This is a genomic window from Streptomyces sp. ISL-36, assembly GCF_018614205.1.
GTDB lineage: Bacteria > Actinomycetota > Actinomycetes > Streptomycetales > Streptomycetaceae > Streptomyces.
Genome location: NZ_JAGGOS010000167.1, coordinates 1 through 13,802, shown reverse-complemented (window position 1 = coordinate 13,802; position 13,802 = coordinate 1). Strand labels below are relative to the sequence as shown.

The 13,802-nt window shown below is 72.0% G+C and carries 13 protein-coding genes and 1 pseudogene; 5 read left to right on the top strand and 9 right to left on the bottom strand.

What is annotated here, in order from left to right:
• Positions 1 to 476 (bottom strand): annotated as a pseudogene (locus tag J7E93_RS33400) (hypothetical protein); the annotation flags it as partial.
• A 177-nt stretch (positions 477 to 653) separates the two neighbouring features.
• On the opposite strand from J7E93_RS33400, the gene J7E93_RS33395 reads away from it, so the two are divergent.
• Positions 654 to 989 (top strand): hypothetical protein, encoded by a 336-nt coding sequence (locus J7E93_RS33395; RefSeq protein WP_215073792.1) that lies wholly within the window; start codon positions 654 to 656, stop codon positions 987 to 989.
• A gap of 162 nt (positions 990 to 1,151) precedes the next feature.
• Here J7E93_RS33395 and J7E93_RS33390 read toward each other — a convergent pair whose 3' ends face one another.
• From J7E93_RS33390 to J7E93_RS33375, 4 genes are all read right to left on the bottom strand, one after another.
• A complete protein-coding gene (locus J7E93_RS33390; protein ID WP_215073791.1) occupies positions 1,152 to 2,573 on the bottom strand; it encodes an alpha/beta hydrolase in 1,422 nt (473 codons plus the stop codon).
• 108 nt (positions 2,574 to 2,681) lie between these two features.
• Positions 2,682 to 3,563, bottom strand: coding sequence for a helix-turn-helix transcriptional regulator (locus J7E93_RS33385; RefSeq protein ID WP_215073790.1), 882 nt, complete (start codon positions 3,561 to 3,563; stop codon positions 2,682 to 2,684).
• Between the two features lie 61 nt (positions 3,564 to 3,624).
• Positions 3,625 to 4,080, bottom strand: coding sequence for a DoxX family protein (locus J7E93_RS33380; protein WP_374105468.1), 456 nt, complete (start codon positions 4,078 to 4,080; stop codon positions 3,625 to 3,627).
• A gap of 254 nt (positions 4,081 to 4,334) precedes the next feature.
• Entirely contained in the window at positions 4,335 to 5,447 is a 1,113-nt protein-coding gene (locus J7E93_RS33375) for an ADP-ribosylglycohydrolase family protein (protein ID WP_215073793.1), read from the bottom strand.
• An 86-nt stretch (positions 5,448 to 5,533) separates the two neighbouring features.
• On the opposite strand from J7E93_RS33375, the gene J7E93_RS33370 reads away from it, so the two are divergent.
• Positions 5,534 to 5,803 carry a DUF6343 family protein gene (locus tag J7E93_RS33370; protein ID WP_215073789.1) on the top strand — a complete coding sequence of 90 codons (270 nt, stop codon included), beginning with the start codon at positions 5,534 to 5,536 and terminating at the stop codon, positions 5,801 to 5,803.
• A 118-nt stretch (positions 5,804 to 5,921) separates the two neighbouring features.
• Here the strand turns inward: J7E93_RS33370 and J7E93_RS33365 are convergent, their stop codons facing one another.
• From J7E93_RS33365 to J7E93_RS33355, 3 genes are all read right to left on the bottom strand, one after another.
• Complete coding sequence (locus J7E93_RS33365) at positions 5,922 to 6,290, bottom strand: tetratricopeptide repeat protein (RefSeq protein WP_215073788.1); 369 nt, start codon at positions 6,288 to 6,290, stop codon at positions 5,922 to 5,924.
• 170 nt (positions 6,291 to 6,460) lie between these two features.
• The gene (gene coaE / locus J7E93_RS33360) at positions 6,461 to 7,066 is read right to left on the bottom strand and encodes a dephospho-CoA kinase (protein WP_215073787.1); all 606 of its coding nucleotides are present in this window, start codon (positions 7,064 to 7,066) and stop codon (positions 6,461 to 6,463) included.
• A gap of 54 nt (positions 7,067 to 7,120) precedes the next feature.
• Positions 7,121 to 8,059: a PAC2 family protein gene (locus tag J7E93_RS33355; RefSeq protein WP_215073786.1), complete on the bottom strand. Its 939-nt coding sequence runs from the start codon at positions 8,057 to 8,059 to the stop codon at positions 7,121 to 7,123.
• A 332-nt stretch (positions 8,060 to 8,391) separates the two neighbouring features.
• On the opposite strand from J7E93_RS33355, the gene J7E93_RS33350 reads away from it, so the two are divergent.
• Positions 8,392 to 9,339 (top strand): right-handed parallel beta-helix repeat-containing protein, encoded by a 948-nt coding sequence (locus J7E93_RS33350; protein ID WP_215073785.1) that lies wholly within the window; start codon positions 8,392 to 8,394, stop codon positions 9,337 to 9,339.
• 73 nt (positions 9,340 to 9,412) lie between these two features.
• On the opposite strand, the gene rpsA is transcribed toward J7E93_RS33350, so the two are convergent.
• Positions 9,413 to 10,915, bottom strand: a complete 1,503-nt coding sequence (gene rpsA / locus J7E93_RS33345; protein WP_019885395.1) for a 30S ribosomal protein S1 — start codon at positions 10,913 to 10,915, stop codon at positions 9,413 to 9,415.
• 342 nt (positions 10,916 to 11,257) lie between these two features.
• On the opposite strand from rpsA, the gene J7E93_RS33340 reads away from it, so the two are divergent.
• Positions 11,258 to 12,085, top strand: a complete 828-nt coding sequence (locus tag J7E93_RS33340; RefSeq protein WP_215073784.1) for a class I SAM-dependent methyltransferase — start codon at positions 11,258 to 11,260, stop codon at positions 12,083 to 12,085.
• A gap of 125 nt (positions 12,086 to 12,210) precedes the next feature.
• On the top strand, positions 12,211 to 13,802 hold a 1,592-nt coding region (locus tag J7E93_RS33335), incomplete at its 3' end, for a helicase-related protein (protein WP_308368865.1).

The following is a 13,802-nucleotide window of genomic DNA, read 5'->3' as shown; positions in this document are numbered from 1 at the left end:
GCGTGCAGGGCGGCGGCGCCCCAGCAGGCGGTGGCGGGGTGGGCGGCCGGGTGGTGACGGGCCGCGACCAGGTGCGGCAGGGCCTCGGCGACCCCGAGGATCACCGCGGGGACCCTGCGGCTGCGGACGCCCGCGCCATGACGGCGGACGACGGTGAGCTCGCCGACGCGCGCTCCGGCGTCCCCACCGCCGGCTCCGTCCGGCGTCCCGGCGGGGGTCCCGGCGGAAATCCCGACGGGTGTCCCGGCGCCGCGAGGCCCTTGGGCTTCGGCCCCCGCGCCGCGCGGCCCTTTTTCGGCCTCGTCTCCCACACCGCGATGCCCTTCGGCTTCCTCCCCGGGAGGCAGATCCGTCGCGCCCGTGGGCAGCTCTCCGCCGTCGGGGGCCCAGAAGGCGACCCGGCCCTCGCGCGGCAGGGCGGCCGGAAGGAAGACGGCGGCACAGGTCTGCCAGGTATGGATCACGGCGCTGCTCACCTCCCCGTTCCGCGACGGATTCCGACTGGAACTCCGACCTTACGGGTGAGGTCTGACAACGGGCCGCCGAGGCGCTTCGCCCGGGCGGCCCAGCACCGGGTGACAGTCCGCCCGGCAGGCGGCAGGGTGACGGGGAACAGGGCTTCCGCCGCTTCGCCCGACAGACGAGGATCCGCCATGTCCGTTCACCGGCGTCTCGGCACCGCCGCCGGGGCCGCGCTCCTGACCCTCGCCGTCGCGGGCTGCTCCGGCCTCGGCCGCACCGCGGTGGGAACGATCACGTACGAGACCGAGCACGAGACCGAGGTCTCCGTGACGAGCCCGTCGGTCAAGGGCTGTCACAAGCTCGCAACGGCCGGCGCGACGAAGGTCGAGAACGGGACGCTGGTCGACATCGTCATGTACCCGTCCGAGAACTGCCGCGGCGACGGGTCCATCTACATCCCGGCCAATTCGGGCAACGAGATCGTGCCCGGCACACCCCGCTGGCGCAGTTACCGCGTCATCCACTAGCTAAGCGTCTCAGCCACCGGGCGCCATCGATCAGGCGTCATCCACCGGTCGTGATCGATCAGGCGTCGGCCGACCGGGCCGAGGTCCGCCGGCGACGGTACGGTCGCGGTGTGCCACGCCCGGACCCCCGTGCCAGGCGTGGCACACCGCTGCGGGCGGGCCCTACCGCAGCAGGAACTCCTGCGCGGCGCGGGCCCCCGCGTCACTGCGGCTCTGGGTGGAATGCCCGACCCCCTCGAGGACGACCAGTTCGGCCTTCGGGGTCGCGGCGGCGACCCGGCGCGCCCACTCCACCGGTGTCGACAGGTCCCGGTCCCCGGCCAGCAGCAGGACCGGCATGGTCAGGGTGCGTCCCGGCGCCGGCCGGTTGGGCCGGGAGGCGGGCCAGGGGAGACAGGTCCGCGGAATGCCCTGGCCGCCCGCCGTCTCCCGTTCGAAGGGCCACACGTCCGCCGGCCTGATCCGCTGCACGGCCCGCTTCAGTGCGCGCTCCCGCCCCTCGACGGGCGCGGAGGCGTCGCCCCAGGGCCAGCGCGAGTCGGCGCAGAGCGTGGCGGCGTGCAGGCCGGAGCTGAAGTCGGCCGGGCTCTCTCCGGAGGGCCCGGAGAAGCCGGTGACGAGCGCGTCGAGGCGCGACCGGTCGCCGCCGGCGGAGGCGTGCAGCGCGTCCAGGATGCCGAACCGCGGGTTGTCGAGCTTCGGGTCGATGATGCTGGCGATCACGAGCAGGTTGAAGACGCCGACCCCGTTGCCGTCCCGTCGTACGACCTTCGCGAGGTCGCGGGCCGGGTCGAAGCCGCACCGCTGTTCCCTGCAGGCGGTGCGGAGCACCCGGGCGGAGTGGCCGAGGGAATCCTCGTACAGCACTCCGGCGCCGTCGAGCGGAACGACGGAGTCCAGGACGAGCCCGCGCACCCTTCGCGGGTGGGTGAGGGCGTACTGGGCCGCGGTGAAGGTCCCGTACGAGACGCCGTCGACCGTCCAGGACGGCACGCCCAGGGCGCGTCGCAGGTCCTCCAGGTCGGCCACGGTGTCGGCGGTGGTGTAGAAGTTCCGGTTCCGGCCGAGGCTGTCGGCGCAGGCGGTCACGGCCGCGGCCGTGGGGGCGACGGTGTCGCTGCTGCCGACCTCCTGCTGCAGCGCGGGGCAGTCGACGGCCGCGCCGCCGGTGCCCCGCTGGTCGATCATCACCAGCCGGTACTGGGCGAGTGCCTCGGGGAGGCGGGCGCGGATCCTGGGGACGAAGGGGACTCCGGGCTGCCCGGGCCCGCCGGTGAGGAAGAGCAGGGTCCCCTTCGGGGTGTCGGCGTCGCCGACGACGGCCGCCTGGAGCTTCAGCGTGCCGGGTACGGCTCCGCCTCGGTCCAACGGGACCGTCAGGTCGGCGCAGGTCACATCCGGTTGGCCCGGGCACGGGCGGTGCCCGGTGAGGCCGGGTGCCGCCGGCCGGGCGTCCGAGGACGCGGTGGTGGGTGGCGCTGTCGCCGACGAGGCGCCGGCAGCGCTGCCCGGTGACGAGCCGACGCACGCGACGGCCGTCAGGACGGCCGCCATCGTCGTACAGGCCCGGGTCAGAAGGGTCATGTCGTCGTTCCCCCGGTCGCGGGACGGGGTGCCGCCGGTGTCACGGCACCGGCCGGGATGCCGGCCGACGCCATCCTGGGGGCCGCCCGCCCGCACGGCGTTGAAGATTCATGCGCGATCCGCGAGAAGGGTCCGTACGGCGCTGGGGACGTGGCCCGTACGGCTCCGGCATGTGCGGGTCAGATGGGCCTGGTCGGCGAATCCGTAGGTGTACGAGAGGGTGCGCAGGTTCTCCTCGCCCTCTTCGAGGGCGTGCAGCACGCCCCGGAGCCGCAGCTCGGTGCGGTACTGCGTGAGGGTCGACCCGGTGACCGCGTGGAACACGCGGCTGAGGTGGTGCGGGGAGGCCCCGACCGTGCGGGCGAGTTCCTCCAGGGAGAGGCCGAGTGCCGGGGGGCCGGCGGCCAGCGCCGCGCATGTGTCGCGGACCAGACGGCCGTGCACGCGCGCGGTGGAGGGGCGGGCGGTGGCGTCGGCGCGCCAGTGGCCGAGCGAGGCGGCCACTCCGTCCAGCAACCGGTGGGGTCTTTCGGCCAGTTCGAAGGGTTCCGTGCCGTGTCTGGCCGCTGCCAGGAGCGTGCGGTGGTGCAGGTCCGTGGCGGCGGTGACGGTGAACCTGCGGGTGGCCGGCCGGCCGTCGAAGCGGTCGGCGAAGAGCCGCTCACCGATATGGATCTCGGTGGACCTGTCACCGGGGCCGACCGGATGGGCGACGCGCTGCTCGTCGCCCGGGCGGGTCAGATAGCCGCCGGTCGGGTCCACGAAGAACTCCTCGCCCGCGATCTGTCGCAGGTATCCCCCGGACCGGGTGAGAACGACCGTGTACCCGTCCGCGTGGGCCGGCCCAGCAAACGTGGTTCGGTCCTCGCAGCAGAGGATGTCGCGGACGGTGATCTCCGCGCTCTCGATCCGCTGCCGGAGCGCCCCGCGCCGCTCCCGTACGGTCTCGCTTCGCAGTAACTCCGCTGTGGCAGAGCGGTGTTCCGTCATCCGTGCCTCCCCCCGTCGGGGGGGATCCCCCGTGCGGGTCGATCCCCCGTGGGGCGCCGCCTCACACCCGGCGCCGCAGGACCAGGGCGAGGAGCTCCTTGTTGTGGTGGCGGCGCGTCCAGGCGATCAGGACGAGCGGCACGGCGAAGAGGAGCGGCGTCAGGGCGTACTGGCCGTCGAAGACGGTCATCTGGGTGACGAACGCGCCGAACATGAGGCCGGTGAGGGCGGCCGCCGAGGCGCTCGACAGGATCGGGATGACGAGGGCGACGGCTCCGGCGAGCTCCAGGGCCCCGACGGTGTACATCAGCCAGTCGCCCCAGCCGATCTTGTCGAAGGACTCGGCGGCCGACGAGTGGCCCACGAGCTTCGGCGAGGCGCTGGGGATCGCGAAGGCCAGCGCGAGAAGGATCTGGAGGACGCGTACGGAGATGTCGGCCCGTCGGCTCATCTTCTTGACACCCGCCTTCGGGGCGGAGGCCGGGGCGGTGGCGGTCGTGGTGATGTCGGTGGTCACGGTGATTCCCTCGTGTCGGCGTTGCGTTCGCTTTCACAGAGGTAGACGGCCGGGGCGGCGCAAACTCATCGCTGTTCCCGTCGCCGACCCGACTTTTTTCAAGGGGACTTGGGGCGGCCCTTCACCCATGTCCCCTCGTCCGTCGGACAGGTGTCCACGGCGAGTCCCGCGTCGCGCAGGAACCGCGAAACCGCGGGACCGCGGGACCGCGGGACCGCGGGACCGCTCGACGTCGTCGTCGCTGAGCGGCCGTGTCAGCAGCCGGGGTACCGCTCGTTCGAGTGAACGGGGACCCCTGGCCGAATCTCGCCGTACTCGAACTGGAGGGAGAAGTCGTCGGCCAGTTCGGCGATCATCGTGCGACCCTCCGTCAGCAACAGCCACTCCGGCGGGAGTCGGACGTCGCCGAAGAGGGCACCCAGGAGGTTGCCGCAGAGGGAGCCGGTCGAGTCGCTGTCGCCGGAGTGGTTGACGGAGAGCAGCAGCGCCTCCTCCACGGAGGCGGTGGCGAGCAGGCAGTACACCGCGATGGCGAGCGCCTCTTCGGCGACCCAGCCCGCCCCCAGGGACTCGACCTTCTCGGCGCTGGGCCGGCCCTCGGCGGCCAGGTCGACGGCCGCCCGCAGCGCGGCGGTCGTCTCCTCGTGCCCGGGTCGGCGGCGCAGCAGTTCCATCGCCCGCAGCACGGCGCCGTGTCCCGAGTCCCCGTCGAGCAGGTGCGCGACGCTCGCCGCGAAGGCGCCGGACGCCAGGGCGGCGGTCGGGTGCCCGTGGGTGATCTGGGCACAGCGCGCGGCCAGGTCGAAGGCCTGGTCGGCGGGCATGCCGGTCAGGCCGAAGGGCGCCGAGCGCATCACCGTGCCGCATCCCTTGGAGTGCGGATTGACCGGGCCCGTCTCCAACGGCCCGTGCGGGGAGGGCACATGCCCGGCGGCGACCCCGGTCAGGCACGCGTTGCCGGGCGCCCGGCGCGCGTAGAGCAACGGCTGGGTACGCAGCCATCCCGTACGGACGTGATCCGAGCCCCCGCGGGCGGGCGGGGACGGGTGGTTCTGTGTGTCGAGCCAGCGGCGGTACGCGTGGTGGAGGCAGGCGGTCTCGCCTCCGCCGATTCCCTTCCCTATGGCTCGCGCGTGGGCTCTGATCAGCCCCTCCGCGGTGAACAGAGTCATCTGGGTGTCATCGGTGATCCGCCCGGTCACGCCGTCCGCGTCCGGGACCATGCCGGTGACGCCACGCTCTCCGTGGGCCCGGCGGATCGCGTCGAGGGAGAGGAACTCGACCGGGTTGCCGAGCGCGTCCCCGATGGCTCCGCCGAGCAGGCAGCCCCGCACACGGGCGCGGCGCACAGCCGTCTCCCGCCACATCGTTCCGTTCACATCTCCCCCTCGCGGGTAGACCCCCAGTAGCCCCTCGGGGATCCTCAGGGATCTCGGCAGGAGATGCGACCGTCATGCGTACTGGAAGTGAGCCGACGACCGCACGCAGTCCCCTGCGCATGCGGTTCTGGCTGAGTCTATGGGGTCTGATCTGGGCCGTCTTCGGTACGACGGTTTTCGCCCTGGTCGGCAGGCCGGGGTGGGCGGCGGCCTGCGGGGTGCTGCTGGTGGTCGTCGCCGTCGACATGGCCATGGTCCTGCGCCACATCCACCAGGGTCCGCACTGGCAGCCGGGGCGGGATGTTCCTCCCTACGAACCCGACCACGGCGGCAAGGGCCGCTGACCCGGCCGTCGCCTTCCTCATGCGTCCTCGGCGTCAGCCCGGCGCTTCGATCCGTCGATGTCAGCGGCGCCGGCCCGCCGCGTCGATCCCTCGATGTGAGCGACGCCAGCTCTCCGTGTCAGCTCTCCGTGTCGAAGCGGGCGGCCTGGAGGTACTCGGGCTTGGGGTCGAGCGCGGCCGCGAGCCGGAAATGGCGGGTGGCCTGGTCGGGGCGGCCGGAGCGCTGGAAAGTGCGGGCGAGGGCGAAGTGGGCGAACGCGTTGTCCGGCTCGCGCTCCAGGACGAGCTCGAACTCCAGCTCAGCCGGTCGCAGTTGAGCGGCGGCGAAGAAGGCCCGGGCCCGCAGCAGGCGCGCCGCGGTGTTCTCGGGGTGGGCGGCGATCACCGAGTCCAGCAGCTTCACGGCGCCACGGGGGTCCCGCGCGGCGAGCAACTGCTCGGCGGCGCGGAAGTCGATGACGTGTGTTTCCGGGTTCCTCTCGGCCACGATGACATCCTTCCCCTTTGCTCCGGCGGTACAACGTCGGGTGCGGGGGCGGTATTCCACACCGGAACCTGAACCTGAACCTGAACCGGAACCGGAAGCCGATCCGGCCCTCGCACGACCATCCCTCCATCCCTACCCGGCGGGAAACACGGCCGATCGATCGCGCCCCCTCAGCCTTCGGTGACCGCCCGCTGCGCCAGCTCCTCCCAGACCTTGCGCACCTGGGGTTCCAGCGCCTCCAGCGGCCCGTCGTTGTCGATGAGGAGGTCGGCCACAGCCCGTCGTTGCGCGCGCGTGGCCTGGGCCGCCATCCGGGCGCGCGCCTCGGACTCGGTCATGCCGCGCAGTCGCACGAGCCGGTCGAGCTGGGTCTCGGGGGACGCGTCCACGACGACAACCAGGTCGTAGAGGGGGGCGAGGCCGTTCTCCGTGAGGAGGGGTACGTCGTGGACGACGACGTCGTGCGGTCCGGCCGCGCTCTCCAGCTCGGCGGAACGGGCACCGACGAGCGGGTGGACGATCGCGTTCAGGGTGGCCAGGCGGTCGGCGTCGGCGAAGACGATCGAGCCCAGCTTCGGCCGGTCCAAGGAACCCTCGCCGGTCAGGACCTCGGTCCCGAAGGCCTCGACGACAGCCGCGAGCCCGGGCGTCCCGGGCTCGACCACCTCGCGGGCGATCTTGTCGGCGTCGATCAGCACGGCTCCGTACGAGACGAGCAGCCGCGACACTTCACTCTTGCCGGCGCCGATACCGCCGGTCAGGCCCACCTTCAGCATGAGCGGCAGCTTAGGACCCCGGCCGGGTTCGCGCCCGGCCGGGGCCCGGGCGGGCTACGCCTCGCCCTCACGCTCGGCGAGGAAGCGCTCGAACTCACGGCCCAGCTCGTCGGCGGACGGGAGGTCGACGGGCTCGGCGACGAGGCTGCCGCGGGTGGCGGCACCGGCCACGGCGTCGTACTGGTGCTCAAGGCCCTGGACGAGCGCGACCAGTTCCTCGTCGCCCTCGCCGATCTGGCGCTCGATCTCGGTCTGGGTGCGCCGGGCCTCGGTGCGCAGGGCGTGCGCGATGCCGGGCAGGACGAGCCCGGTGGCGGCCGTGATGGCCTCCAGGGCGGTCAGCGCCGCGTCGGGGTAGGACGAGCGGGCGACGTAGTGCGGGACGTGCGCCGCGACGCCGAGGGTGTCGTGGCCGGACTCCGTGAGGCGGTACTCGACGAGCGATTCGGCGCTGCCCGGTACCTGGGCCTCGTCGAAGGGGCTGCGGTGGCCGGGCATGAGGTCCGTACGGGTGCCGTGCGGGGTCAGGCCGACGGGCCGGGTGTGCGGAACGCCCATGGGAATGCCGTGGAAGTTCACCGAGAGCCGCACGCCGAGGCGCTCGACGATCTGGCGGACGGCGGCGGAGAAGCGCTCCCACTCGACATCCGGCTCGGGGCCGGAGAGCAGCAGGAAGGGGGCTCCGGTGGCGTCCTGGACGAGCCTGACCTCGATGGCGGGGGTTTCGTACGCCGTCCAGCGGTCCCGCCGGAAGGTGAGCAGCGGCCGGCGGGCGCGGTAGTCCACGAGCCGGTCGTGGTCGAAGCGGGCCACCACCTGGTGCGGCAGCGTGTCCAGCAGGCGGTCGACGATCTGCTCGCCGGTCTCACCCGCGTCGATGTAGCCGTCGAAGTGGTACAGCATGACCAACCCGGCCGACTCCTGCGCCAGGGCCATGTCCACGACGGCGAGGCCCTTCTGGTCCCATTCGTACAAATCCTGGGGATCAAGCACGATTACCGCTCCTCCTCGCGTTCCTAGGGAAGAACGCCCCGCGAGGGAACAGCATTCCCCAGGCTCTGAATTTCCGGGCGCGGAGCGCCTCTTCACCCGCGCGCCGGGCGCCCGTGCGCCGCACGTCTTCGCCTCCGTGCGCCGGGCGTCTTTACTTCCGCGCGCCCGGGGCGCCTTCGGCCATGCGACCGGCACGCGCGCGTGAGCCGGCGCTGGTCCAGACCTTGACATGACCATGAGCCCTCCCTACCGTCTCGGAGCAGCACGGGTTCACCATCTCGCTCATCGTCCATGTATGAGAACTCCACGGAAGGCACCCCATGCGACCCCCCATGCGCGCCCGATCGCTGCTTCTGCCCCTGCTGCCGGTCCTTCTGGCCGTGCCCCTCGCCGCCACCCCGGCCTCCGCCGCCACCATCGAGGTCTCCACCGCCGCCCAGCTCAAGACGGCCCTGACGAACGCCCGGCCAGGCGACACGATCTATCTCGCCGACGGCACGTACACCGGGAACTTCAAGGCCACCACCCCCGGGACCTCGTCCGCCCGGATCACCCTCACCGGCTCCTCGCGCGCGGTGCTCACCGCCGGCGGCGGCTACGGCCTGCACCTCAACGGAGCCTCGTACTGGACGGTCAAGGGCGTCACCGTGACCGGCGGCCAGAAGGGCATCATGGCCGACACCGCGAACGGGGTGGTGATCGACGGGGTGACCGTGCACGACCTGGACATGGAGGGGGTGCACTTCCGCAACTCCAGCAAGAACGGCGTCATCAAGAACTCGCGGATCTACGACACCGGCAACGACGGGCGCGGCATGGGCGAGGGCGTCTACGTCGGAACCGCGAACACCCTCTCCGACAGGAGCGACAACGCGCAGATCCTCGACAACGTCATCGGCCCGGACGTCGGCGGCGAGGCCGTCGACATCAAGGAGGGCACGACCGGAGCGAAGATCATCGGCAATACCTTCGACGGCCGCGGCCTGACCGGCGCCAACTTCGACGACTCCTGGGTGGACGTGAAGGGCAACAACGTCCTCGTCGAGAACAACACCGGCAGCCACACGACGAACAACGGCTTCGAGACCCACACCCAGCAGAGCGGCTGGGGCTGCGGCACGGTCTTCCGCGGCAATCGGTCGGACCTGACGGGCGCGACGGGTGCCAAACAGCTCGCGATCTACGTCACCAACCAGAGCGGCGGCTGCACGACGACGGTGTACAGCTCCAACACGGTCACCGGCGGGAAGGGGCTGACGAACATCGCCGTCACCCCCTGAACGGCACAAGGCCCGCTCCCCCGAAAGGGAGCGGGCCTTGTGTTCTCAGCCTGTCAGCTGGTGGTCAGAGCATTCAGCTCTGGCCGCCGGCCAGCTTCTCGCGCAGGGCAGCCAGGGCCTCGTCCGACGCCAGGGCGCCGGAGTTGTCGTCCGACTCCGAGGAGTACGAACCACCCGAGACGCCCGCCGGGGCACCGGCCGGAGCGGCGGCGCCACCCTCGGCAGCGGCGGCCTCGTCGGCCTCGCGGGACTTGATGACCTGAGCCTGGTGCTGCTCGAAGCGCTGCTGCGCCTCGGCGTACTGGGTCTCCCAGGCCTCGCGCTGGGTCTCGTAGCCCTCGAGCCAGTCGTTGGTCTCGGGGTCGAAGCCCTCGGGGTAGATGTAGTTGCCCTGGTCGTCGTAGGACGCGGCCATGCCGTACAGGGTCGGGTCGAACTCGACCGAGGCCGGGTCGGCACCGAAGGACTCGTTGGCCTGCTTCAGCGAGAGGCTGATGCGACGACGCTCGAGGTCGATGTCGATGACCTTGACGAAGATCTCGTCGTTGACCTGGACGACCTGCTCCGGGATCTCCACGTGGCGCTCGGCCAGCTCGGAGATGTGGACCAGACCCTCGATGCCCTCGTCCACGCGGACGAACGCACCGAACGGAACCAGCTTGGTGACCTTGCCCGGGACGACCTGACCGATCTGGTGCGTACGGGCGAACTGCTGCCACGGGTCCTCCTGCGTCGCCTTCAGCGACAGGGAGACACGCTCGCGGTCCATGTCCACATCGAGAACCTCGACGGTGACCTCCTGGCCGACCTCGACAACCTCGGACGGGTGGTCGATGTGCTTCCAGGACAGCTCGGAGACGTGCACCAGGCCGTCGACGCCACCCAGGTCCACGAAGGCACCGAAGTTGACGATCGAGGACACGACGCCGGAGCGGACCTGACCCTTCTGCAGGGTGGTGAGGAACGTCTGGCGCACCTCGGACTGGGTCTGCTCGAGCCAGGCGCGGCGGGACAGGACCACGTTGTTGCGGTTCTTGTCCAGCTCGATGATCTTCGCCTCGAGCTCCTTGCCCACGTAGGGCTGGAGGTCGCGGACGCGGCGCATCTCGACGAGGGAGGCCGGCAGGAAGCCACGGAGGCCGATGTCGAGGATGAGACCACCCTTGACGACCTCGATGACGGTGCCGGTGACGATGCCGTCCTCTTCCTTGATCTTCTCGATCGTGCCCCAGGCACGCTCGTACTGAGCGCGCTTCTTGGACAGAATGAGGCGACCTTCCTTGTCCTCCTTCTGGAGAACAAGGGCTTCGATCTCGTCGCCGACCTTGACGACCTCATTGGGGTCGACGTCGTGCTTGATCGAGAGCTCGCGGGAGGGGATGACGCCTTCGGTCTTGTAACCGATGTCGAGCAGGACCTCGTCCCGGTCGACCTTCACGATGACGCCGTCGACGATGTCGCCGTCGTTGAAGTACTTGATCGTCTCGTCGATCGCGGCGAGGAAGGCTTCCTCGTTACCGATGTCGTTGACCGCAACCTGCGGGGTGGTGGCGGTGGTCTCGGTGCTGCTCGTCATGTGGGAAAGGGCTCCGGTTACGGACAGAAAGTCGTAGGTACTGCTACGCCGTGAGCCCGTATCGCACCAAGAAGCCGGACAGCCAATGAAGCGCCGATCCGCGAACGGTGGCGCCCCGAAACCGAGGGGACATACAACAGGTACGAGCGCGGCCTGCTCCGTCTGAGGCGCGCAGGCCCGCAGCGCAACCTTTAGCATACGGGGGCGGCCGGACAGGGTCAATGCGCGAAGCGCGCACCCGGGGCGGATCACCGCATTTCCGGCACAACTTACGTCTCCCCCGGCCGTGTCGGCCCGGGGGTGGCACAGCCACGCTGTGCGCAAACTACATCGGCGGGCGAGATGAACCAAGAGTACGAACAGGAAGAGAACCCCGGGTACGAGGCGGAGGCGACCCGGCGTGACGCGGGTGACGCGGAGAGCAGTCGGGCGAGCCGGGGATGGTGGGACCGGAACGCGGACGAGTACCAGAGCGAGCACGGGGCGTTCCTGGGCGACGACCGGTTCGTCTGGGGTCCGGAGGGGCTCGACGAGGCCGAGGCGGGGCTGCTGGGACCGGCCGGCTCGCTGAAGGGCCTGGACGTCCTGGAGATCGGCGCGGGGGCGGCGCAGTGTTCGCGCTGGCTGGCGGCGCAGGGCGCGCGGCCGGTGGCGCTCGACCTCTCGCACCGGCAGCTCCAGCACGCGCTGCGGATCGGCGAGGACGTGTCGCTCGTCGAGGCGGACGCGGGGGCGCTGCCCTTCCGGGACGGCTCCTTCGACCTGGCGTGCTCGGCCTACGGCGCGGTGCCGTTCGTGGCGGACCCGGTGAAGGTGTTCCGGGAGGTACGCCGGGTGCTGCGGCCCGGCGGCCGGTGGGTCTTCTCGGTGACGCACCCGATCCGCTGGGCGTTCCCGGACGAGCCGGGGCCCGAGGGGCTCTCCGTCGCTGCCTCCTATTTCGACCGCACTCCTTATGTGGAGCAGGACGAGCACGGCCGGGCCGTCTACGTGGAGCACCACCGGACGATCGGGGACCGGGTACGCGACGTGGTGGCCGGCGGCTTCCGGCTGGTGGACCTGGTAGAGCCGGAGTGGCCGGCGTGGAATAGCCAGGAGTGGGGCGGGTGGTCGCCGCTGCGCGGGAACCTGATCCCGGGGACGGCGATCTTCGTCTGCGAGCGGGACTGAGCCACAGCGCCACGCGGTGCACCAGCAGCGCCACACGAGGCACCACAGACGCATTCTTCATATGAACGTACGGGCCCTGTGGACGGCCGGGCCCGGCATCGGCGCCGACGTACGAGACTGAGTGCGTGATCCGAAACGACGCGCTCGACCGTCTCCCCGTCCGCCATGCCGTCCCCGAGCTGCTCCGCGCGCTCGACGGGCGCGGCACGGCGGTGCTCCACGCGCCTCCCGGCACCGGCAAGACCACGCTGGTGCCGCTCGCGCTCGCGGGGCTCATAGGGGACGGGCCGCGGCGGCGGGTGCTGGTGGCCGAGCCGCGCAGGATGGCGGTGCGGGCGGCGGCGCGGCGGATGGCGTGGCTGCTGGGCCAGGAGGTCGGCGAGGCCGTCGGCTTCTCGGTCCGCGGCGAGCGCAGGGCCGGGCCGGCGACCCGGGTCGAGGTGGTGACCACGGGCATTCTGCTGCAGCGCCTGCAGCGCGATCCGGAGCTCTCCGGCGTGGACGTGGTACTGCTCGACGAGTGCCACGAGCGCCATCTGGACGCGGACACGGCGATGGCCTTCCTGGTGGATGTCAGGGCGACGCTGCGGCCGGAGCTGAAGCTGATCGCGGCGTCGGCGACCAGCGACGCGGCGGCGTGGGCGGAGCTCCTCACGCTGCTGGACGGGAGCGGGCCGGCGCCCGTGGTCCGGGCGAAGGGAGAGGGGCACGGCTACGGCGTGCGCTTCGCCGCTCCACCCGCGGGGATCCGACCGTCCCACGGCACCTGGGTGGACCCGGCGCTCCTGCGTCATGTCGCGGCCACGGTCCGGCTGGCGATGGGGCGCCACGAGGGCGACGTCCTCTGCTTCCTTCCCGGCACGGGCGAGATCGCGCGGACGGCCGCCATGCTCCAGGACCTCGACGCCGAGGTGCTGCAGCTCCACGGCCGGGCGCCGGCGGCGGTGCAGGACGCCGTGCTGCGCGGGCGGGAGCCGGAGGGACGGCGGCGGGTCGTCCTCTCCACCTCGGTGGCGGAGTCGAGCCTGACCGTGCCCGGTGTGCGGATCGTCGTCGACTCGGGGCTCGCCCGGGAGCCGAGGACGGACCATGCGCGCGGCCTCGGGTCGCTGGCGACGGTGGCGGTGTCGACCGCGGCGGCGACCCAGCGGGCGGGACGCTCCGGGCGTGAGGCGCACGGCATCGTGTACCGCTGCTGGTCGGAGGCCGAGGACGGCAACCGCGCACGGTTCCCCTCCCCCGAGATCAAGGTCGCCGAGCTGGCGGACTTCGCGCTGCGGGTGGCGTGCTGGGGAGACCCCACGGCCGCCGGCCTGGCGCTGCTCGACGCACCGCCGGCCGGGGCGATGGCGGCGGCCCGCTCCGTACTGACGGCGATCGGCGCGGTGGACGAGGACGGCCGCGTGTCGGAGCGGGGGGTACGGATGTCCCGGCTCGGCCTGCATCCGCGCCTCGCCCGGGCCCTCCTGGACAGCGCGCCCGAGGTCGGCGCGCGGCGGGCGGCCGAGGTGGTGGCGCTGTTGAGCGAGGAACCGCCCCGGGAGTACGGCGACGACCTGGCGGCGGCCTGGCGTGCGGCGCGACGGGGCGGGGACGGTTACGGCGCGCGCTGGAAGGCGGAGACCCGGCGCCTGGAGCGGTCGGCCGCCGAGGCGGGGACGCCTCCCGCCGGGTCGCGGCCGGGCGGGGCAAGCAGGGCGGTCGGGGTAGGCAGGGC